The organism is Paraburkholderia sp. RL17-373-BIF-A, assembly GCF_046030175.1.
GTDB lineage: Bacteria > Pseudomonadota > Gammaproteobacteria > Burkholderiales > Burkholderiaceae > Paraburkholderia.
Genome location: NZ_JARESO010000066.1, coordinates 1 through 21364 on the forward strand (window position 1 = coordinate 1; position 21364 = coordinate 21364).

At 60.9% G+C, this 21364-nt stretch carries 16 protein-coding genes and 2 pseudogenes; 4 read left to right on the forward strand and 14 right to left on the reverse strand.

Features of this window, described 5'->3' with window-relative positions:
* Positions 1-262, reverse strand: a pseudogene (locus P0D80_RS41590) (hypothetical protein); the annotation flags it as partial.
* Positions 263-485: 223 nt separating this feature from the next.
* Between P0D80_RS41590 and P0D80_RS41595 the strand changes: the two are divergent.
* Positions 486-1256 (forward strand): TetR/AcrR family transcriptional regulator, encoded by a 771-nt coding sequence (locus tag P0D80_RS41595; RefSeq protein WP_408292440.1) that lies wholly within the window; start codon positions 486-488, stop codon positions 1254-1256.
* A 20-nt stretch (positions 1257-1276) separates the two neighbouring features.
* Here P0D80_RS41595 and P0D80_RS41600 read toward each other — a convergent pair whose 3' ends face one another.
* From P0D80_RS41600 to P0D80_RS41625, 6 genes are read right to left on the reverse strand one after another with little or no spacing between them, the layout of a single operon-like run.
* A complete protein-coding gene (locus tag P0D80_RS41600) occupies positions 1277-1981 on the reverse strand; it encodes a PqiC family protein (RefSeq protein ID WP_408292442.1) in 705 nt (234 codons plus the stop codon).
* Positions 1978-3573: a PqiB family protein gene (locus P0D80_RS41605; protein WP_408292444.1), complete on the reverse strand. Its 1596-nt coding sequence runs from the start codon at positions 3571-3573 to the stop codon at positions 1978-1980. Before P0D80_RS41605 ends, P0D80_RS41600 begins: the two co-directional genes overlap by 4 nt.
* A 25-nt stretch (positions 3574-3598) precedes the next feature.
* A complete protein-coding gene (locus P0D80_RS41610) occupies positions 3599-4978 on the reverse strand; it encodes a paraquat-inducible protein A (protein WP_408292446.1) in 1380 nt (459 codons plus the stop codon).
* Positions 4979-4989: 11 nt separating this feature from the next.
* Positions 4990-6453, reverse strand: a complete 1464-nt coding sequence (locus P0D80_RS41615) for an efflux transporter outer membrane subunit (protein ID WP_408292448.1) — start codon at positions 6451-6453, stop codon at positions 4990-4992.
* Positions 6454-6455: 2 nt separating this feature from the next.
* Positions 6456-9629: an efflux RND transporter permease subunit gene (locus P0D80_RS41620; RefSeq protein ID WP_408292450.1), complete on the reverse strand. Its 3174-nt coding sequence runs from the start codon at positions 9627-9629 to the stop codon at positions 6456-6458.
* Positions 9626-10795: an efflux RND transporter periplasmic adaptor subunit gene (locus P0D80_RS41625; protein ID WP_408292452.1), complete on the reverse strand. Its 1170-nt coding sequence runs from the start codon at positions 10793-10795 to the stop codon at positions 9626-9628. The genes P0D80_RS41620 and P0D80_RS41625 overlap by 4 nt, the downstream gene beginning before the upstream one ends.
* 327 nt (positions 10796-11122) lie before the next feature.
* Here P0D80_RS41625 and P0D80_RS41630 point away from each other — a divergent pair, with 327 nt between their 5' ends.
* Positions 11123-11896: a TetR/AcrR family transcriptional regulator gene (locus P0D80_RS41630; RefSeq protein ID WP_408292454.1), complete on the forward strand. Its 774-nt coding sequence runs from the start codon at positions 11123-11125 to the stop codon at positions 11894-11896.
* A gap of 11 nt (positions 11897-11907) precedes the next feature.
* On the opposite strand, the gene P0D80_RS41635 is transcribed toward P0D80_RS41630, so the two are convergent.
* Positions 11908-12963, reverse strand: a complete 1056-nt coding sequence (locus P0D80_RS41635) for an AI-2E family transporter (RefSeq protein WP_408292502.1) — start codon at positions 12961-12963, stop codon at positions 11908-11910.
* Positions 12964-13331: 368 nt separating this feature from the next.
* Between P0D80_RS41635 and P0D80_RS41640 the strand changes: the two are divergent.
* A pseudogene (locus P0D80_RS41640) lies at positions 13332-13589 on the forward strand (IS6 family transposase); the annotation flags it as partial.
* Positions 13590-13597: 8 nt separating this feature from the next.
* Here the strand turns inward: P0D80_RS41640 and P0D80_RS41645 are convergent.
* A complete protein-coding gene (locus tag P0D80_RS41645) occupies positions 13598-14872 on the reverse strand; it encodes an MFS transporter (protein ID WP_408292456.1) in 1275 nt (424 codons plus the stop codon).
* Between the two features lie 450 nt (positions 14873-15322).
* Between P0D80_RS41645 and P0D80_RS41650 the strand changes: the two genes are divergently transcribed.
* Positions 15323-15829, forward strand: coding sequence for a MarR family winged helix-turn-helix transcriptional regulator (locus tag P0D80_RS41650; RefSeq protein WP_408292504.1), 507 nt, complete (start codon positions 15323-15325; stop codon positions 15827-15829).
* A 33-nt stretch (positions 15830-15862) separates the two neighbouring features.
* On the opposite strand, the gene P0D80_RS41655 is transcribed toward P0D80_RS41650, so the two are convergent.
* The 5 genes from P0D80_RS41655 to P0D80_RS41675 all read right to left on the reverse strand — a co-directional run bounded on the left by P0D80_RS41655 (position 15863) and on the right by P0D80_RS41675 (position 21344).
* On the reverse strand, positions 15863-16954 hold the full coding sequence (locus tag P0D80_RS41655; RefSeq protein WP_408292458.1) for a porin: 1092 nt from the start codon (positions 16952-16954) through the stop codon (positions 15863-15865).
* Positions 16955-17035: 81 nt separating this feature from the next.
* Positions 17036-18631, reverse strand: a complete 1596-nt coding sequence (locus tag P0D80_RS41660) for an MFS transporter (RefSeq protein ID WP_408292460.1) — start codon at positions 18629-18631, stop codon at positions 17036-17038.
* A 165-nt stretch (positions 18632-18796) separates the two neighbouring features.
* Positions 18797-19423, reverse strand: a complete 627-nt coding sequence (locus P0D80_RS41665; protein WP_408292462.1) for an N-carbamoylsarcosine amidohydrolase — start codon at positions 19421-19423, stop codon at positions 18797-18799.
* Positions 19424-19432: 9 nt separating this feature from the next.
* The gene (locus tag P0D80_RS41670) at positions 19433-20467 is read right to left on the reverse strand and encodes a 2,5-dihydroxypyridine 5,6-dioxygenase NicX family protein (RefSeq protein WP_408292464.1); all 1035 of its coding nucleotides are present in this window, start codon (positions 20465-20467) and stop codon (positions 19433-19435) included.
* A 22-nt stretch (positions 20468-20489) separates the two neighbouring features.
* Positions 20490-21344 carry an alpha/beta fold hydrolase gene (locus P0D80_RS41675; protein WP_408292466.1) on the reverse strand — a complete coding sequence of 285 codons (855 nt, stop codon included), beginning with the start codon at positions 21342-21344 and terminating at the stop codon, positions 20490-20492.
* Positions 21345-21364 lie beyond the last annotated feature (20 nt).

Here is a 21364-nt window from a genome sequence, read left to right on the forward strand (position 1 = left end):
AAAACTGCTCGGCTTTCCCGAGGTCTGGCCGATCGAATATCAGGTAGGTCAATGCCGATGCTTTCGTCGTGGGAGTGGGATGACGGGCCGGCTGTGCAGTGGTCAGTTTCATGGCAGGACGGAAATCAAACGGTTCGAATGGCGTATTCGGCTTCGATAGCCGGCGTGCGCCGATGAGATTCGACGTGACGAGCGTCGGACCGCCATTCAGGCTGCCGAGCGAATTCACGCTGCCGAACAGGCCCGGCACGGTCGACCTCATGCGCGGACGGCTCAACCGGGTTGTGCCGGCCCGACGGTCCGGTGGTGTTTATTGCTCCTGTCTCCACTGTCACTCCATCTGTCCATCTGTCCATTTGTCCATTTGTCCATTTGTTTATCGGGCGCCAGCATTCACCTTTATGACATTAAAGTCATTGCTGATAGTTTTGTCAATAGAGACATTCCAATCTATACTTCGATACGAGCAAAGACTGGAACTCGTCATGGCGAACTCTTTAAACCGGCCTGCGCCTAAGCGCGCTGGCCGTGCGGCCCCCGTTTCCGCGGCCTCCGATTCCCCGGCCCCCGTTCCCGAGGAGCGCGAGCCGCGCGGAGCGCGCCGCAAGCGCGAGACGCGCGCCCGCCTGCTCGACGCAGCGCTCAGGCTCATGGCGGAAAAGGGCATGGAGGGCGTGGCAATCAACGAAATCACCGAGGCCGCCGACGTGGGCTTCGGGTCGTTCTACAACCACTTCGAGTCGAAAGAAGCCATCTACGCGACGCTCGTCGACAACGTGTTCGAGGAGTTCGGCGACATGCTCGATCGCCTCACCGGCGGTCTGTCGGACCCGGCGGAAGTGATCTCCGTCTCCGTGCGCCACACCCTGATGCGGGCGCGGCGCGATCCCGTCTGGGGACGCTTCCTGATACGCGAAGGTTTTTCGGTGCACATCCTGAGCCGTGGGTTGGGTCAGCGGCTATTGCGGGACATCGGAAATGGCATCGCCGCGAAGCGCTTTGTGGTCGCTGACCCCTTCATCGGCTTTCTTTCGGTGGGCGGCACGGTGCTTGCGTCAATCGCAGCCGAGCTGAATTTCGTCGCGCCTGGCGCGCCGGCGACAGCGTTGCTCGACGAACTCGGCTTCAGCGGGGAACACTTTGCGGAGCGCACGGCAGCAACGCTTTTGCAAACACTCGGGCTCAAGCGCGCGGAGGCCGAGAAGATTTCGACGCGAGCATTGCCGCTCATCGAGGCAGAAGTCGAGACGGAATAAGGCGGACGCGAAAAGGACCGTCAGGGGCGTCGGGTCACCCCGGTCCCCGCTTCAGCGTAGGCCATCAACGGGCAGGATGCCGGACGCGTCATCGCTTGCCGGCTCCCGTGCAATGCTGACGTCCTGGCAAGCTCGCGGAGGCTTCGCGCAATCTGCGTGGCGATTCGTTGCAAGGCCTGCCGGTGACCATCCGCGATTGCATCATAGTCAGCCGTGACCGGCTGGCTGGCTATGCTGTGGCAGGTCATCGTTTCCTGACTATTTGGCGACTGTATGCTCCATACGGCTTCAATCAGCACGTGCGACCCAGGCCACGTCTCAAATCGTTGCACTTGTACCGAAATGCGGTACAGCGGAACCTCGTCCGTGCGCGCCATCCCGTGCACATCGACCGCGCCAGATTGCCGGGTCACCGTTGCCAGCACTGCGGTGCGGATTTCATCCGCCAGCGGCGACGCCCAGCGATCGTCCTCCAGCACCTTGACCTGAGTGGCGTTCACCTGAACGACGAGCTGGGTCCTCGCCAGCGCGGAAGGCACGGTAACGGGCCGCATATCGATCAAAACGGCGGGGCTTACCGTGCGATCCGCCGTGGCCGAACCGCCGCCGGAGGCAAGCGTGTAGAACCGGCTCGGCGGAGAACCGCACGCCGCCAGAACGGCGAGACTGATTCCTGCGGCCACGCGAGCGAAAGCGCGCAACGAAAAAGACCGAAGAAAAATCAAGGCCGGTCTCCTTTCTTGCCGAACAGAAGCGCCTGGGGATGGCGTTCCAGATAGTCCGCGAGCGCATTGAGAGACTGCAGCGTACGGGTCAGTTCCTGCATCGCGTCCTGGACGTCCGATTGCAACGGCGCCGCCTGCTGAAGCGTCACCTCAGCGGTGCCGAAGGTCCGCTGCGCTGCCGCCAGCGTGTCCCGAGCCTGTGGAACGACCTCCGTATCCAGATGACCGAACAGCTTGTTGGCGTTTTCCAGCGCGCCATTCAGGTTGACGCCAATCTTGTCGAACGGTACCTGATTCAGTTTCCTGGCAATGTCCGCAATCTGCACCTGCAGTTCGTCGAGCGTGTTCGGCACGGTCGGCAGCTCGATCGGATTCTGATGCACATCCACGGTCGCCCGCGGGGCTTTCGGGAACATGTCCAGCGCGACGTACAACTGACCGGTCAGGAGGTTGCCGGTTCGCAACTGGCCACGCAACCCTTCCATCACGAGGTGCTGAAGCAGTTCATGCCCGCCTGGCGTGTTGGGGGCCGGTAGCGCCTCGCTGCTGCGCCGGCTGAGCCGGTCGGGATAAAGTGCCATCGAAACCTTCATACTGAAACTCTTATCCATTTCGCTATACTCAATACCGATCTCCGTCACCTGCCCCAACGCGATTCCGCGCAGGTCCACAGGTGCGCCAACGGACAATCCGCGCAGCGACTGGTTGAATCGCATCACCACATTGAGGGGTTGTCCGTCCGGCTCGCGCATCGCGTCCGACTCGTCCGCCGCGAGTCGAAACACCGCCTTGTCAGCGGCCTGTTGTCCAGCGTCCTGACCCGGCGGTGACTGAAACGCGAGCCCCCCCACAACCACTGTCGCCAGCGACTGCGTGTTGATCTTGAGCCCGCTCGAGTCGAGCCGAAGATCGACGCCGCTCGCGTGCCACCACCGGGTGTTCGTTCCGACATACTGATCGAACGGTGCATTGACAAAGACGTTCACGACTACGCCCGAGCCGTGCGTGTCGAGCGAAAAGCCGACCACCTGGCCCACCTGCACACGACGGTAAAAGACAGGTGCACCGATATCGACCGACCCCAGCGAGTCCCCTCGCAACGTGTACTGGTGCCCCGGTTGGCCACTGGTGACGATGGGAGGATTCTCGAGTCCGACAAACTCCATCCGTTTTTCTGACGATTGCCCGATGTCCACGCCGATGTACGCGCCGGAAAGCAAAGTACCGAGGCCCGAAATGCCGTTGGCCCCCACGCGCGGTCGAACTACCCAGAAACGCGTGCCTTGCGTCGCGAATTTTTCTGCCTCCCTGGTGAGTTGAATTTTCACCATCACGTGCTGAAGATTTTTTGTCAGCGTAATGGCCTGCACGGAGCCGATTTCGACGTCCTTGTACTTGACCTTCGTTTTGCCTGCCTCCATTCCGTCTGCGTTATTGAACGAAACCGTGACTGTCGGCCCTTTTTCCGAAATGGATCGGGCCACTAGCGCAACGCCGATCAACGCCGAGATCAGGGGAACTAACCAGATCAAGGAAGGAAGCCAGCGTTTGCGCGCTTTGATGTCGGGAAGGGGTAGATCAGGAAGATGCATCGCTAGAGGATAGTGTTTGCTGATTTCAGTTTATGGATGCGACAGAGCTACGAACCCGTGCGGACTCGACGTCGTCAGGATGCGGCTGTGCGCAACGGACGTTGTCCCAGGTGAGCCGCGGGTCGAACTGATGCGATGCCAGCATGGTGAGGATCACGACCGCCCCGAAAGCGAGTGCGCCTGGACCCGCGGTAATGAAGGCAAAAGAGCCGAAATGCACCAGGGCAACCGTGAGTGCGACAACGAAGACATCAAGCATCGACCACCGGCCAACGCGCTCGACGATACGAAACAGCGTCGCGCGTTCGAGCGGCCGCCAGTCCAAACCTTGGCGAGCAGTCAAGGTCAGCAGTGCGAGAACCGTGAGTTTGAGCATCGGCACCATGACGCTCGCCACGAAGATAACGACCGCGAGCGGCCAGTCTCCCGAGCTCCAGAAGTAGCCGACACCGCCGAGAATCGTGTCGTCCTCCGAGCGGCCGAGCGACGAGGCATGCATGATCGGCAAAAGATTCGCCGGAATATAGACGAGCGCTGCGGCGATAAGAAGACTCAGCGAACGCGTCACACTGTCCGGGCGGCGCTCGTGCAGCAGCGAGTCACATCGCGAACAGTGCTGGTGCGGCTGATGCGCGATTGCCGTCTGAACCAGGCCGCAGGTATGACACGCGAGAAGTCCTGCATGTCTTGCCGTGACATAATCCGTGACTCCTGTTTCCGGCGAGCCGGAGGAGTCACCCGGCACAACGCGGCTGTCACTCACGCTCGACCGGGAAACGTCGGCACGCCGACGAATCTTCATTTCGTCGCAAACCTCCCACAACACGGCTGGGTCGAACGCGGCAACGATCGCCAACATCACGGTCAATGCGCCGAATGCAAACAGGCCGGGCCCCGGAATCACCTGCGCGATGCTCACCATTTTCACAATCGTGATGAGCACCCCGAGCATGAAGACCTCGATCATTCCCCATGGCCGAGCGAACTGAATGAGACGAACGACGCGGTTGAAGCCAGATGGCCGTTTGCCCATCAGAACGGGAACCAGCACATAAAGAAAGGCGAGCAACTCCGTCAGCGGAAACAGCATCGACGAACAGAACACCATGCATGCGACAACACGCATGTTTTCGCCCCAAAGCGATTGCACTGCACCAAACAGCGTGGTCTGCGAGCTGATCCCGTTTGTCTCCAGCCTTAGTACCGGGAACGCCTGGGCAATAACAAAAGTAATCAACGCCGCGACGGTCAACGCGCAAATCGCCTCGAGCGACAGACCACTGCAATGCAGGCCTTTGAAACCCGCACCGCACCGTTGACAGCGTGCAACCAGCCCACCCAGGCGCGGCGGCTTGCGGAAAAGCAGATCACACTCGTGGCAGGCAATCAGGCTCCGATGTTCCATGCTGGGAGACGTCACTCTTTTGACGTCACGTGCTGCTGAGCGGACGGCAATTCGCCCATCGCCTGGAACAGTGCAACGGTATCCGTCATGCGCTGGCTTCCGGCGCGCACGGCGTCCAGCTGCGCAGTGAGAAATCGCTGCTCGCTGGCATGCTGCGCCGTGGACGGCAACGAACCGAGGCGGGCGCGCGACGCGGTTTCGTCGAAGGCCGCGCGGGCCGACTGCGCCGCTCGTTCGGTAGACGTCAGCGACTGCGCGTCGTTATCCAGCGCGGCAAGTGAATCGGCGACATCCTGGAATGCCGATAGAACCGTGGACTTGTAGTACAGAACCGCGGCATCGTATGTATCGATCGAGGCCCTGCGTTGCGCGAATAACGCCCCACCATGGAAGATCGGTTGCGACAAGCCCGCCCCGATCGCCCACAGTCCGCCCGCGCCTGAGAGCAACATCGGCCAGCTAAAGCCGCCGCGGCCCATCGCGGCTGTCAACGACACGCTCGGAAAGAGTTGCGCAGTCGCGGCGCCGACGTCGGCTGCGGCTGCCTTCACTGCGGCGTCGGCCGCCTGAATGTCGGGACGCGAACGCAAAAGGTCCGACGGCACGGCGACCGGCACATGGTCGGGCAGCGACAGGCTGTCGAGGTCGGGAACGGCCGGTGCGTCATCCGGCGTACGACCCATCAATACCGCCAGCGCGTGGACGGCTGTGGTGCGCTGCTGGCGCAGGGCCGGAAGACGAGCCGCAATCAAATCTGCATCCTGCGTCGAGTTGAGCGCCTGCACATGCGAGATGGAACCGAGCGTGTACCGTTGCCGGTCCTCGTTTGCCGTTTCCCTCGCCACGGCGACGAGCCGTTCGGTCAGCGCGATCGAGCGATCAAGCGCCGCCACATTGATCGCCGTGCCGACGATGTTGGCGGCGAGCGCACGCCGGGCCGCTTCCAGCTCATACCCCTGCACATTCACGCGAGCGGCAGCCGCCGTGTTGGCGTAGCGCGTCTGGCCAAAGAAGTCGAATGTGTAGTGCGCCTGAAGCTGCCCGGCGAAAAAGTTGTACTGCACCTGCTCAGGGCCGAGCCCCGGCACGACGGGTGAACGCGCGCGTTCAACCTGGGCGACACCGTCGACTGACGGTAGTGTGGATGAGCCGACCTGCGCGCGCAGTCCCTCCTGCGCGGCCGAAAGCGTGCGCTGCGTCGCCGCCAGCGTCGGGCTGTTGCGCAGACCTTCCTCGACCAGCGCATCGAGCGCGTCGGACCGGTAAAGCCGCCACCATTGCGGCACCGCCGTCGAGCCGATATCGAACTGCTGGGCGACGCCATTTGCGACCACCGTCCTGGACGGCTGCGCCTGCGCGCCGTAATGGATCGGCGAAGGCATCACCGGGGGTTCGCCGCTGGGACCGAACGAGCAAGCCGTTAGCGCGAGCGCCATAGCGACGGCGAGAACGGATGTCTTATAGGCAAACTTCATCTTCAAATCTCCGTATGCTCGACGACGACCGGCTGCATCCCGCGCTCGTCGCGCCGGACCCTGAAGCACGTCGCGTAGAGAGCCGGCAGGAAGAACACTGTCAGCAAAGTAGCGATCGTGATCCCGCCCATCAACGCGGTCGCCATGGGTCCGAAGAACGCTGAGCGCAGAAGCGGAATCAGGGCGAGCACGGCCGCGGCGGCCGTCAACATGATTGGCCGGAAACGCCGCACGGTCGCACCGATAATCGCGTCGAAGCGCCCATGCCCCGCCGCGATGTCCTGGTCGATCTGGTCGACCAGAATCACGGAGTTGCGCATGATGATGCCGAACATGGCAATCACACCGAGCAACGCGACAAAGCCGAAGGGCTTGCCGAACAGCAGCAGCGCAGCCACGACGCCGATCAGCCCGAGCGGTGCGGTCAACACGACGATAAAGGTCCGCGAGAAGCTCTTTAGCTGGATCATGAGCAGTGTCAGTACAGCGATGATCATGAGCGGCATCTCGGCGTTGATCGAGGTCTGGCCTTTCACGCTTTCTTCGACCGCGCCACCTACTTCGATGCGATAACCCACCGGCAATCTGGCTTGCTCGCCGGCAAGTGCGTGCTCGATATCACGGGTCACGTCGATACCCTGAGCGTCGCCCCGAATGTCGGCCTGTACCGTGATCGTCGGCTGCCGGTCGCGCTGCCAGATCACGCCGTATTCGAGCGTGTCCTTGACGTGTCCGAGGGAACCCAGCGGAACCGGGCCGTTCGGAGTCGGAACCGCGAGGCTGGTGAGCTTCGAGGGATCGACGCGCTCGCCCTTCGGCGCACGCAGATCGACGTTGATCAGCTTGTCCCGCTCACGGAACTGCGTGACCGTGTAGCCCGAGAGCGTCATGGCCAGGAAGTTCGAGACGTCCTCCGACGTGACACCGAGCTGGCGCGCCCGGTTCTGATCGACCTCGAACGAGATCGACCGTTCTGCCGGCTCGTCCCAGTCGAACTGGACGTTGCGCGTGCGGGAATCGGCACGGACCTTGTCGGCGACCGTTTCAGCAATGGAGCGCACCGTCGTGATATCGCTGCCGCTCACCCGGAACTTGATCGGGAACCCCACCGGCGGACCATTCTCGAGCCGCGCCACGCGCGCACGCACGCCGGAGAAATCCTTCTCGAGTTTGGCATCGAGCCAGTGCATCAACTCGTCGCGATCTTCGACGCTCTTCGCGGTGACTACGAACTGCGCGAAGTTGGGCTGCTGAAGCTGCTGATCGAGCGGCAAATAAAAGCGCGGCGCGCCGGTGCCCACGAAGTCGACGAAGTGGTCGATTTCGCGCTTGCCGTTGAGCGCCGTTTCGAGGCGCTTCGTTTCACGCAGCGTCGCCTCGAACGAAGCGCCTTCCGGCAGCCGCAGGTCGACGAGCAGCTCCGGCCGCTCCGAGTTAGGGAAGAACTGTTGTGGCACGCGCGTGAAGGCCGCCATCGCGATCGCAAAGAGCACGGCAGTGACGCCAAGCACGGCCCAGCGGCGCTCGATACACCATGTGACCCAATCCGACAGACGCCGGTAGAAGCCGGTGTTATAGACGTCATGTTCGTCATGGGCGCCGTCGCGCCAGTGGGCCTTGCGCTCCGGCAGCATGTGGAAGCCGAGTAACGGGACCAGCACGACAGCCGCGAACCAGGACACGATCAGCGCAATGGCCGACACTTCGAAAATCGACCGCGTGTATTCTCCCGTGCTCGATTTCGCGAGTGCGATCGGCAGGAAGCCCGATACCGTCACGAGCGTGCCGGTCAGCATAGGGAATGCCGTGCTCGTGTAGGCAAAGGCCGCCGCGCGCGTGCGAGTCCACCCCTGCTCGAGCTTCACGGCCATCGTTTCGACGGCAATGATCGCGTCGTCGACGAGCAGCCCCAGCGCGAGCACGAGCGTGCCAAGCGATACCTGGTCCAGCCCGATATTGAACACATGCATGCACAGCGCCGTCACGGCGAGCACGATCGGAATCGAGATCACGACGACCATGCCGGTGCGCAGGCCGAGCGAAACGAGGCTCACGACCAGCACGATTGCTACCGCTTCGGCGACCGACCTGACGAACTCGTCCACTGAATGCTTGACCGCGTGAGGCATGCTCGAGACGGGAGCCAGCTTGAGTCCCGCCGGCATGGCGGCCTGCAGTTCGGTGGTTTTCGCGTCAAGCGCCTTGCCGAGGCTGATCACGTCGCCGCCCTTTTGCATTGTGACGCCGATCCCGAGGACCGCCTGTCCGCCGACCCGCATCTGGGTGACGGGCGGATCGTCGTAGCCGCGCGTGATTTTTGCGATGTCACCGAGCCGGAAGGTACGTTTGTTCACGGTGATGAGCGTGTCGGCGAGCGCCTGCACGTCCTTGAACGCGCCGCTCGGGCGCACGAACACCCGGTCGTCCGCCGTTGTGATGGTGCCGACCGGCGTCACTGTGTTCTGTGCGTCGATGGCCTGCGCGAGCTGCTGCGGCGTGATGGACAGCCGGGTTAGTTGCGCATTCGATATTTCGACGAAGATGTGCCGGTCAGGATCGCCAAAGTAGTCGACCTTGGCGACGCCGGGCACGCGCAGCAGGATCGTGCGCAACTGATCCGCGTAGTCGTGCAGTTGTGCAGGCGTAAAGCCGTCGCCCTCAAGCGCATAGATGTTTGTGTAGACGTCACCAAACTCATCGTTGAAAAACGGTCCAGCCGTACCCTTGGGCAGCGTCGCCGCGATGTCGCCCACTTTCTTGCGCACCTGATACCAGGTCTCTGGGACCTCCTTGACCGGGGCCGAGTCCTTCATGGCGAAGAAGATCATCGACTCGCCGGGCCGCGAGTAGCTCTTGATGTTGTCGACGTACGGCGCGGCCTGCAACTGACGGCCGATCCGGTCCGTGATCTGTTCCTGTACCTCGCGGGCAGTCGCGCCCGGCCAGTAGGTTTTGACCACCATGGTGCGGAACGTGAACGGCGGGTCTTCCGACTGTGCAAGCTTCGTATAGCCGATCACGCCGAACAGCGTCGCAAGCCCGATCAGAAATATCACTAGCTGCTGATGGCGCAACGCCCACGCGGACAGATTGAAGCCGCCTTCGCTGTGTGCCTCGGCGTTAGGCGGGATGACGGGCGCGCTGTCGTGCGCGGCTTCACGGTCGCGGGCGTTCATGACGAAAAGTCCTCGGGATGGAGCGGAGCCGCGACCTGCACGTGCTGGTTCGCGCTCACCGCGTGAACGCCTTGCATCACGACGCGGTCGCCGTCGTGAAGTCCGCCACTGATGGAGACGGTCCGCTCGTCGTAGCGCACGATGCTGACAGTGCGCAGCTCGAGGGTGTCGCTACCGGCGCGCACTACCCATACAGCAGGGTTCTCGCCTTTGTGGAAAAGCGCCGTCACAGGCAGTGCGAACGGCGCCGCCTCCGGCACGTCGCTGGCGGCATCGAACGAGACATTGGCCGTCATGCCGACGCGGACTTCCGCACTCGGCGCGGCTAGCGTGAGTTTCACGCGCCAGGTACGGCTTTGCGGATCGGCGGTGGGCGATACCTCGCGCACGCTCGCCTCGAAGCTTTTTCCGGGCAGCGCGGACAGGCTCACGCGCGCCTTGCTGCCGACGGCCAACGCGCCAAGCGCTCGCTCCGGTGCGTCGCAGACGATGTCCACGCTGCCGGTCCAGTTGATGTGATAAACCGCCTGATCCGCCTGGACGTTCTGGCCGGTGTCCGCATCCTCCGACTTGATGACTCCGTCGTGATCCGCCGTGAGCGTGGCGTATCGCAGGTGATTGGTGGCGAGCGCCATTTGCGCGAGGGCCGAATCGCGCTGCGCAAGCGCCGTAGCGTAAGCGTCTTCCGTCTGTTCCATCTGCGCCGGCGCAATCAGGTGTGCCTGGATCTGAGCCTGATCGCGATCGAGCTGCTGCCTGGCGTACACGAGACGATGTTCGGCGGCGTCCAGTTGCGCGCGCGCGTTAACGAGGTTATTGCGCAGATCGGTAGGGTCGAGCAGTGCAACGATTTGCCCCGCCGTGACGGTATCGCCAAGATGAACCTTTCGCTCAATAACCTTGCCCCCCACTCGGAACGACAGTGGCGTGGAGTAGCGCGCCTCTACCTGCGCCGGCAATGAGGCAGTCGGGGTGCGTCCGTCAGGATGAACCGCGAGCGCGACAACCGGTTTGGGCTGCGGCGGCGCTACTTCACCGCGATGGCAGGCCGAGAGCAGAATTGCACCACAAGCCGCAACGAGCAGACGCCCTCTGAACGGTGGCCGGGCGATGGAAGACAGGAAGGGACGCGCGAATGTCCGCGCGTTAAGACCGGAAAGTTTCACGATGTTTTCAAGGCAGGTGTTGGTCCAGCAATAAAAAATAGGCGAGACATAGGAAGACACGGTGCGTCCAGCGGCATGCTTTTGCTCTATGCGCTAGGAACGATTCCGCACGCCTTTAACTTAGCATTCCTACTTGCCCATTCTGATACGAACCGCTTGCAACTCTTCATACTTCGTCATCGCACGCGGATGGGATACCGTCGCTTCTCATTTCGTCTACGCGGCCGCCGACTTCCCGGCGAAAGTGACATTAGACCCATACCTGATTATGTTGTCAACCATGACGCATAGATCTAAAATATGACGATACGAAGACCTGGAGCCGAGATGCCTGATATCCCGAACCCCCGTGCAACCCGGCAGGGCGCGCAGAAGTTGCCCGGCCCGGCCCAAGCGGCTGAAGCGCGCCAACCGCGCGGCGCCCGCCGCAAGCGCGAGACCCGCGCCCGCCTGCTCGACGCCGCGCTGAGGCTGATGGCGGAAAGAGGAATGGATTCGGTGGCTATCAACGACATTACCGAGGCCGCCGACGTCGGTTTCGGCTCGTTCTACAACCACTTCGGGTCGAAGGAAGGAATCTTCACTGCGCTCGTCGAATTGGTGTTCGAGGAATTCGCCGATACGCTCGATCAGCTCGCCCGCGAACTGTCCGACCCGGCCGAAATAGTCGCCGTCTCAGTGCGCCACACGCTGATGCGCGCACGTCGTGAACCGGTATGGGGACGGCTTCTGATCCGCGAGGGATTTTCGGTGCATGCGCTGGGCTGGGGGCTCGGCCAACGATTGCTGCGCGATAGCCAAAGAGGCATTTCTGCAAAGCGCTTCGTCGTCCCGGATCACTTGATGTGTGTTGTGTCGGTCACGGGAATCATCTTCGCGGCGATCGCCGCTGAGTTGCACTTTGCCGTATCGGTTGCGCCGGCGGTTCGGCGGCAAAAAGCGTCAGGAGTCGGCGAGCAGAACTTCGCGGAACGGGTGGCGGCGGTCGTGCTGCAGGTGCTTGGACTCAAGCACGCGGAGGCCGAAAGAATTGCGCACCTGCCGTTACCCACGGGCAGGCCGGACACCAAGGTTTGCAGCGCAAAATCGCGCGCCCGCTGATCGAACGCCTGCTATCCCCCGTAAAGCGCGCTCGCCAGATAACGGCCGCGGAGTTCGCGCAGGCCTGCGGCCAGAATTGCGCTGGCTGGAAGCGCGAGCAGGACCCCAAAGAAACCGAAAAGCTGGTCGAATGCGAGCAAGGCGAAAATCACCGCGAGCGGATGCAGGCCAATGCGCTCGCCGACGAGGCGTGGCGTGAGAATGAAACTTTCGAGAATCTGGCCAATGCCGTACACGACCACCACCGCGCCAACGCCATACCAGCTGCCGAATTGCAGCAGCGCGGCGAGAAGCGCGAGCGCCAGTCCGGTCGCGAATCCGATGTACGGAATGAACACGGCGAGCCCGGTAAAGAGACCGATGGGCAGCGCGATTTCGAAGCCCGCGACCGTCAACGCGACTGGATAGAACGTAGCGAGCACCCCCATCACGAGCAGTTGGCCGCGCAGGTATTGCGACAGCATCTGGTCTATGTCTGTCAGGAACTTTCGCGTTTTGCCCAGCCAGGGTCGCGGCACGAAGCTTTCCAGGCGAGCGAATGCCTCGTGCCTGTCATAGAGCAGATAGAACAACACGAGCGGCACCAAGACGATGTTGCCCACGACGGTAATCATCATGTTGCCGCTCGTGCGCAGGGACAGCCACGCAGCCAGTGCGATGGTCTGTTCGCTCGCCTTGAGGTCCATCGTCAACATCTCACGGACATGGCTCAAGTCGAACGAATAGCTCAGGCCCAGCAAGTCCAGTTTGGGTTGTAACCATGCGTTGAGTGTGGCTGCCAGAGAAGGGATCCGCACGATCAGTTCAGGCCCCTCTTTATGAATCACGGCAAACACAAGCAGAACAAGCAGCGTGGCCATCACACCGAACAGAAGCATCATTACGAGCGCGGCGAGTCCGCGTGGCGTGCGATGGCGCACCAGCCACTCTACTCCCGGTTGAAGGATATATGCGATGAGCCCGCCAAGCAGGAACGGCGTAAGGACCGGGCGCAAGATCCAAAGCAGGACGCCAGCCGTCAAGGCGACCGCGCCCCATAGCAAGGCGTGGCGATGGTGCAAAGTCATAAGTGCAACGTATGGTAAATAAATCGGGGGTGCCCGAATCGGGATGTCGCCTGGGGCGGGCGGACAGGCCTGCCCCATTAGTGATAATATTATCATATTTGTGTATTTAGTCAACCATGACATTTCAAACGTATTACGCTGAATCTCGAGGGTCGGCTTCTCCCGTCTGGCGCGCACCGGATGCTTGGCATGCTTCAATTGACTTTTTTATCAGTTATGCGTTTAATGTCATAAATGCTTGACATCGACCGCCGGCGGCAGCCAAACCGTTCGTAGGACGCAAGTTAAATTTTTTGCAGGATTTCCTAGGCTGTGCCGCAACAAGGCTCTGCGGTAAAATTCGTGGTTCGATACTGACGGCGAATCCGATGGCCAGGGAGAAGAAAACGGCGCGCAAGACACTTCCCGCAGACATTGGTAAGGTGCTCAAACGCCTGCACTATCCGCTGGATGTGATCATGCTGTGTGTGCGGTGGTACGTGGCGTATTCGCTGAGCCTGCGCAAGCTCGAGGAAATGATGACCGAGCGGGGTATCGCGGTTGACCATTCCACGGTGCATCGCTGGGTGATCAAGCTCGTGCCGCTGTTTGAAAAGGCATTTCGCCGTCGCAAGCGCGCGGTGGGATCGCTTACTTAATGCCGCGAGGCGATGGCCGGGTGAACCGGAGCTCGCCAGGCGAGGCCGATGATGACGCCGAGCACGCAGAGTGCGGCGATGTACCAGGCGGGCGCCATGATGATGCCCTGACGGCCGACCAGGTAGGAGGCCACAGCCGGCGCGGTCCCGCCAAAGATGGCGTAGGCGGTGTTGTACGACAGCGCGAAGCCCGTGAAGCGGACTTCAGGCGGGAAGCTTTTCACGATGATGTACGGCCCGAGTGTGATGGTCCCAATCAGGAAGCCGCCAGCAATGTAGAGCGGCCATACTGCGGTGCTGCCTGAGGTCAGTGCGAAATAGAAGGCGGCCGTCACAGCGAGCATCGCGATGCTGCCCAGCGCGTAAGCCTTGCCACCGCCAATCCTGTCGGCGGCACAGCCAGCGGCGGTGCTGCCGATGATGAGCCCGAAGATCGACCACGAGTTGTTGGTGAAGACCGCTTTCGCCTCATAGTGGAACTGCGATTGCAGGAAGGTCGGGGTGTACAGGAAGTACAGCACGAAGATCCCGGAGAAGACCCAGGTGGCCAGCAACGATACGACGATGGCGCCACGGTGCTCCTTGAGCACGACCGACAGCGGCATCCGCGAGTCGGCGGCACGCTTGGCGCGCAGCGCTTCGAAGACGGGGGTTTCATGCAGGTAGCGACGCAGGTAGACGGAGATCAGGCCGAAGACGCCGCCGGCGATGAACGGCATGCGCCAGCCCCAGGTCTTCAGGCTCTCAGCATCGAGGTTGCCCATCAGGTACTTGGCACTCAATGCACCGAGCAGGATGCCCGTGCACAGGCCCGACATCAGCAGGCCGCAGGCGAGGCCCACGCGGTCACGCCTGACGTGCTCCGAGCAGAAGATCCAAGCGCCAGGGACCTCACCGCCGACGGAAAGGCCCTGCAGGATGCGGCACAGGAGGAACAGCAGCGGCGCGGCCATGCCGAGCATTCCATAGCTGGGTAGCAGGCCGATGAGCAGCGTGGGAAAGGCCATGAGGAACAGGCTGAGCGCGAACATCTTCTTGCGTCCGATGCGGTCGCCGAAGTGGGCGAAGAAGATGCCCCCGATCGGACGAACAAGGTAGCCAGCGGCGAATATGCAAAACACTTCGAGCTGGGCGAGCCACTCGGGTGTGTGCGGCGGAAAGAACACGGTGGCAAGCAGTTTGGTGAAAAATACGGCGACGATGAAGTCGTAGTATTCAAGCGCACCGCCCAGCGAGGCCAGGCCAAGCGTCTTGACGTCGCTCCAGGACATTGACTGCCCCCCCAGGGCAGCCTCATTCGATCGCGCAGGGGTTGTACTCATTTTTTGCTCCAAACATGTGAAAGGTTGACGTCCGGCCAAACCACTGCATCACTTTGTTAGCATACTGAGCATATGATCAGCATACTGACAAATAGATGACACTAAATCCTTGTGCGACGTTTCTTAAGTTAACTTTTAAAATCAGGAAAATGTCTGCCGAGCGCCGGCGCCAAAAACTTACTGTAAAATCATCAGCGCACTGACGGATAAGTTTTATCCCGAAAAAAAACAGAATGCAACAGTGGTTCCCCCAGGGTGACCGTGGCGCAAACTCGAACGGAATTTCACGTGCCCTTCTTCGCGCCAGGCTACGTGCTCTGAAGCAAGCACAGCGGCTACGGCCGTTCGACAAACAGTTACACTTGCCCCGCTTCAAAGGACATTTTTGAAAGGATGAATATGGGCACAGTTACGGAGAAAAAAGCTGCCGTCTCAGATCCGGCGATCGAGACTGGGCATCTGTGGCAACGCCCGGGGTTTCTGATCCGGCGCCTCAACCAGATTCACATCGCACTTTTCTTTGAGAGCTGCAAGGACTTTTCGATCACTCCGGTTCAGTATGGCTTGCTCACCACGCTAAGCGAGCAGCCTGGGCTCGACCAGACCTCCCTCTGCGCTGAGGTTGGCGTCGACCGCACAACGATGGCAGACGTTCTCCGACGCCTCGAAGAGCGCGGGCTAGTCAAGCGTGAACCCAGCCCTTCCGATGGGCGTCAGAAAATCGCCAATATCAGCAGCAAGGGGCGACGCGTAATGAACGACATGTACGAGGCAATGCGAGAAGCCCAAGTACGATTTTTGGCCCCGCTGGAACCCAAAGAGCGCATTGAGTTCATCAGAATGATGATGCAACTGGTCGAAGGCAACAACCAGTACGGCCGCACACTGCTGAAACACTTCGACTGAGAAGCTGGCGTCCGGAGACGCCAGCTTTTTCGGTTAGAACCGATGCAAAATTCCGACTCGTGTCAGCAGTTGCTTGTCGTTACTCGACGCACTCGAAACGGCCATAATCCAAGCCTGTGGGTTGTTATCGCCGCTCACCTTCTGATACACGGCCTCTGTGTAAAGTACCGTGCGTTTGGACAACGCATAGCGTACGCCTAGCGAGAACTGGTTCGCCTTGTCGCTGGCGAGCACAGCGTTGCCCTTCATGAGCTCGTAGTCGCCACCGACTGACAGTGCCGGAGTGACCTGGTATCGCGTTCCAATCTGGTAGACGTTGATGGTTGCGTTATTGGCCGTGTTTTTTGTGTTGGTATAGAGCACACTGAGCGCGGCCAGGCCGAACTTGTACTCTGCTCCAGCGCCAAAATTGCGTATGCCGGCCATTCCATTGGCGAGTTGCGCATACCGCTGATAGGTGTACGCGACGCCAGCCGAGAAGGGTCCGTTGACATAGTTGGCGCCAAAACTCTTGCCGTCGTTCTGTGCAATTGCGCCTGGCACACCCCCGAAACTATACAGGGCGCCGGCAGAAAACCCATAGTAGGTTGGCGTCGTGTACTTCACCGAGTTTGAAATAGCCGTGCCCGACATGCGGTCAAAATTCGCATTTCCGGAGGGGTTACCGGGAATCCCCAGACCAGAAAACGGGCCTTGGCGAAAACCATACAACCCCCCGATGTAGATCGAATTATCGAAGCGTAGTAACGAATCAATCATGAAGTCGTACTGTTGGCCGAATGTCAGTTTCCCGTACCGGTCGTTTGAAAGACCCACGTATGCGTTACGGCCGAAAAGGCCGCCGCCATTCGTCGGGAAGATAGCTCCGGTACCGAGGTTGAACTGGTCAATCAGTTCAAATATCGCCTTGTAGCCACCGCCAAGATCTTCCGTGCCGCGCAGACCCCATAGGTTCGGCATCGCGATACCGTTATCCATCGTATAGTTGTGGCCGCCCTTCTGATTGGTGACCATCGTGACTCCGGCATCAATCGCGCCCCAGAGTTGCACAGAAGACTGAGCGTGCGCCGGAATCGCGGTCACAAAAGCGCATGCTGCCGCGGCAGCGGTCAATGGTGTTTTCATCTCCAAACCTTATATTTGTGCACAAAGCCCTCCCCGTGCCAGTCCGCACAGGGAGACGCTTCGCGATATGTAGAATTGTCTTTACAGCGAGATGTCCCTACGGAACGTTTCGGGAACGAAGAGCACACCGACAATCAGTGACACGCCCGCAATAACAATCGGATACCACAGGCCGAAGTACACATTCCCGTTTGCAACTGCCATCGCCGAGACAACGAAAGGCAGCATTCCGCCGAACCAGCCAGATCCAAGATGAAACGGAAGCGAGAGAGATGTGTAGCGGATTCGCGCCGGGAATAGCTCAACCATAAATGCCGCCATCGGACCGTACACCATGGCGAGATATACGATCAGTAACCACATCAGGAAGATGACAACAGGCGCGTTGATTTGTGATGGGTCCGCGTGTTGTACCCAGCCGGCAGAAAGTAGAGCGCTCTCCAGATCGTGCCGGTCGCTGCTGCGCACCGTTACATTGCCTATGACTGTTGCAGTTGACTCTCCAGGCAGCAACGACACCTGCTGGTAGGAAACCCCCGAGGCGCTCAGAAATGAGCGGATGCGGTCGCAATCGGTCTTTGGTGCTGCGAATAGCGAAAAGTGACAGTCATCCGCGTGAACGACTACCGGCGAACTCTTCTGGAATGCCTCCAACTTAGGGTTTGCGTAGTGAGTCAGCGCATGAAAAATCGGTTGCGTGGTCAGGGCCAGCATGAGGCAGGCAGCCATCATGATCCACTTACGTCCGATACGGTCTGAAAGCCAGCCGAAGAGCAGATAGAACGGAAACACGCAAATTAACGCGATTGCCAGATAGAGATTCACCGTGTTTGGCGCGACCTTCAAGGTATTCTGCAGGAAGTACATTGAATAGAAGTGGCCCGTTCCAAATACGACGCCAACCCCTGACGCCGTGCTGAACAGCATGATGAGTACATATTTGAGATTTTCCCAGTTGCCGAAGCTCTCGCTAATGGGCGATTTCGACAGTTTCCCGGCGTGCTTCATGCCCTGAAAGGTCGGGGACTCCGCCAGCTTCGTCCGCAGGTACACAGAGATCACCAGCAAGACCAGTGAGACGAGGAACGGAACACGCCATCCCCAATCCTGAAACGAAGCACTGTCCATCGCAGACCGGCTCGCACTGACTACAGCGATGGAGGCCAGCAAGCCAAGTGTGGCAGTCGTTTGTAGTGAACTGGTGTAGAAGCCCCGACGATCTGCGGGAGAATGTTCAGCCAGATAGGTCGCTGCCCCGCCCGTCTCACCACCTAGGGCAAAACCCTGCAGAAGACGCAAAAGCACGAGCAGGACCGGCGCCAGCATCCCGATTTTTTCGAACGAAGGAAGCAGTCCTACACCAACTGTGGCGACGCCCATCAAAACAATGGTCGCCATGAAGGTGTACTTCCGTCCTATCCGGTCCCCCAGTCGGCCAAAGAAGAGTGCGCCGAGCGGCCGAACCAGAAACCCCGCACCGAACGTAGCGAGACTCGCCAGGAATGCGGTGGTCTCGTTGCCACTTGGGAAGAAAAGCGTACTGAATGTACCTGCCAAGGCGGCATAAATATAGAAATCGTACCATTCGAGCAACGCTCCAAATGATGAAGCGATGATCAGTGTAAATTCGCGACGCGTTACAGCGCTCCGCGATGGCTCTGACGTCGAGATGTCCATTCTCACTCCTGACTGCACGGATCGTGCCGTGCTTCAATTAGTTATACTTAGTTTCAGAAACTATTCAGCTTCTGCCGGACGTACGTATATGCATAGCGTTTCGAGAGGCGAGGCGCTATTACACACCAAAGGGCGCGTCGCACATTACGCGCCCTATTCCTTCATTTACTGCAGATCTCCAAGTATTTTGAGTGCTTCGTCGCGAGTCATGACGGCGGCGTACTTCTGGGCCATGTCGAAGAGGTTGGCGTCGTGCGGGGCGATGGCGCGGTCACCCACGCAGTCGGAGAGCACAAACGGACGGAAGCCATACTGCATCGCATCCACCACGCTCGAGCGCACGCAGCCGCTGGTTACGGCGCCGGCGACCACCAGCGTCTGCACGCCGCGCTGCGCAAGCCACGCGGCCAGTGAGGTGCCGAAGAATGCCGAGGGCACCGTCTTGCGCACCACCAGTTCACCCGCACGCGGCGTGAGCAGCGGCACGATGGCACTGTTATGCGTGTGCTCCTTGAGCGTGAGCAGACCCGGCACCTTCAGCGTAAAGATGTTTTCGTCCGCATCGTCGTCCGCAAACACGATGCGTGTGTGGGCTACAGGCCAGCCGCGCTCGCGCGCATGCGCCAGCAGGGGCACGGTGCGCTCGATGGCCGGCGCGATGTTGCCTCCGCCAAACACCTCGGGGTCCGCAAAGCCGTTGACGAAGTCAATGATGAGTAGCCCCACCGGTGCCTTCGGTTCGAGCGTCGAGCCGAAGCTCTGGCGCTGGTATGTGTCAAGTTCATTGGGCATGCTGATTCCTCACTTATCCAGCACCTGGCCGTTGCGCACCACCGCCTCGCCATCGAGGAACACGTCGCAGTGACGCAGCGGGATGTCGATGTGGCAGGCCGTCGTGCGTTTGCCACCGGCTTCGTTGTTCGGTCCGAGCGAGAACAGGAAGTTGCCCTCGAATGCGCGTGCGTCCATGCCGATGGTCGCCTCGCGGTCATACAGTCCCAGCGTCGACCAGTGCGCCCGCGGCTGGAGGCCCCAGCCGATGTGCGAGATGGCGTACGCCTCAGTGTCCTTGAAGGTGCCCATGTACTCCTTGAGCAGGTCCGCGTCCATGCCACCCTCGATGCGGGTGGCAAAGCCGTTCTCCACCGTCAGCTCGATACGGTCCTGCACGTAGCACTTCTGCGGCAGCAGGATGTCGCCCCGGTCGATCACGATGCGCCCGTAGGCACGGCCTTCGTCCGGGAACGTCAGCGCAAAGCCGCTTGGCCAGTGATCCCACCGGCCCGGCTTGTCAACGAAACCGTATTCCGCAATCGCCTCGAATTCACCGATCGGGCAGTGGAAGTCCGTCCCGGCAGCCGAGACGATGTGCATCTCGCGGGAGCGGTTGATGCGGGCCTGGGCGGCCAGCACCCGCTCGCGGTCGCCCAGGTTGGGCACGAGCCGCGTGAGCACTTCGGGTGGCTCGACCGCGAGCAGGATCTTCGTGCCGCTCTTCAGGATGTCGAGCTGCTCGGGCGAGAACAGCAGCGTCATCAGGTCCAGGACCAGGTCACTTTCCTTGAGCGCGGCAATCGCCGCACGGTTACCCGTGAGGGGCGTTGTGCCGAGGTAGGCGAGCGGGTCGCGGCTGAGCGCCTTCTCGCCGTTCACCGGCGGCAGGTCCAGCCGGTTGACGATCGCGCCCATCGACTGCGTGGCGATCAGCGCGGTCGAAAGCGTTTGCGGATGGGTAGCCGTACTCGTGAGAATCGTGACGGTCTGGCCTGCCTCGAGGCGCGAGAGCGTCAACACCTGCTTCCACGCGCCAACCATCTGGAAGTCGCTGACTGGCATAGTGTTCTCCTTAAAAGGTCCGTCAGAGCTGCCGGGCAGCCAGCGCTGGCAGCGGCGCGCCCAGGAAGTCACCGAACGCATGGTAGAAGCCGTCTTCGTCGTCCCACGGAATCATGTGGCCGGCGTCGGACACGTGCGAATGCACGAGCTGCGGCACCAGCGTGCGGATCTCCTCGATGTCTTCCGGGCGGACCACGTCGCCGCGACCAGCCGTCATCAGCAGAACAGGCACGGCGACGTGCGGTAGGTCCACATGCACATCATCGGTATGGAAGCCCTCGAAACTCGCGCGGATCGCTCGCTCATCGCAGGTGTGCAGCCACTCGGCGCGCAGCTGGCGCTGTTCATCGGTCCAGGTCGGACAGAACGCGAGCATGCCCTTCGCGTCAGTGCCTTCGCGCGCAAGAGCCATTGAGTCGATATACCAGGGCAGCTGCGACGGATACGGACGACGCCCCGGGCCGGAGACGGGCGGATCGACCATGACGAGGCGTACCAGACCGGCCGGCTGCGTGCGTGCAGCACGTGCGCCAATGCGTCCGCCCATCGAGTGGCCCACTACGCTGTAGCGGGCGAGTCCTAGCGCCCGGGCGAACGCGACCAGGTCAGCCGCCTGCGCATCCAGGCTGTAGTCGAGCGTGTCCGACGCCGAGGACAGGCCCCGGCCACGGACATCGAGCACGTAGGTGTCGAAGGTCGTGCCGAAGCGTTCACCGACGAAACCCCATGTCGCGGCCGGGCTGGTGATGCCCGGCACGATGATGACGGGCTCGCGTGAGGTGCGCGCGCCAGATGTGCCACCGTAGCGCAGGTAATGCTGGCGGATACCGTTCGCGTGAACGTTACCGCCATAAAGGAACGTGGATGTACGGCTCATGCTGTGCTCCCGGTCGGCTT

Bases quoted from the DNA above. Each gene is read 5' to 3' on its own strand.
- P0D80_RS41620 (WP_408292450.1), bottom strand. From the start codon at position 9,629: ATGAACGCCCGCGACCGTGAAGCCGCGCACGACAGCGCGCCCGTCATC.
- P0D80_RS41670 (WP_408292464.1), bottom strand. From the start codon at position 20,467: ATGCCAGTCAGCGACTTCCAGATGGTTGGCGCGTGGAAGCAGGTGTTG.
- P0D80_RS41605 (WP_408292444.1), bottom strand. From the start codon at position 3,573: ATGCATCTTCCTGATCTACCCCTTCCCGACATCAAAGCGCGCAAACGC.
- P0D80_RS41615 (WP_408292448.1), bottom strand. From the start codon at position 6,453: ATGAAGTTTGCCTATAAGACATCCGTTCTCGCCGTCGCTATGGCGCTC.
- P0D80_RS41655 (WP_408292458.1), bottom strand. From the start codon at position 16,954: ATGAAAACACCATTGACCGCTGCCGCGGCAGCATGCGCTTTTGTGACC.
- P0D80_RS41610 (WP_408292446.1), bottom strand. From the start codon at position 4,978: ATGGAACATCGGAGCCTGATTGCCTGCCACGAGTGTGATCTGCTTTTC.
- P0D80_RS41660 (WP_408292460.1), bottom strand. From the start codon at position 18,631: ATGGACATCTCGACGTCAGAGCCATCGCGGAGCGCTGTAACGCGTCGC.
- P0D80_RS41630 (WP_408292454.1), top strand. From the start codon at position 11,123: ATGCCTGATATCCCGAACCCCCGTGCAACCCGGCAGGGCGCGCAGAAG.
- P0D80_RS41675 (WP_408292466.1), bottom strand. From the start codon at position 21,344: ATGAGCCGTACATCCACGTTCCTTTATGGCGGTAACGTTCACGCGAAC.
- P0D80_RS41665 (WP_408292462.1), bottom strand. From the start codon at position 19,423: ATGCCCAATGAACTTGACACATACCAGCGCCAGAGCTTCGGCTCGACG.
- P0D80_RS41595 (WP_408292440.1), top strand. From the start codon at position 486: ATGGCGAACTCTTTAAACCGGCCTGCGCCTAAGCGCGCTGGCCGTGCG.
- P0D80_RS41645 (WP_408292456.1), bottom strand. From the start codon at position 14,872: ATGTCCTGGAGCGACGTCAAGACGCTTGGCCTGGCCTCGCTGGGCGGT.
- P0D80_RS41650 (WP_408292504.1), top strand. From the start codon at position 15,323: ATGGGCACAGTTACGGAGAAAAAAGCTGCCGTCTCAGATCCGGCGATC.
- P0D80_RS41635 (WP_408292502.1), bottom strand. From the start codon at position 12,963: ATGACTTTGCACCATCGCCACGCCTTGCTATGGGGCGCGGTCGCCTTG.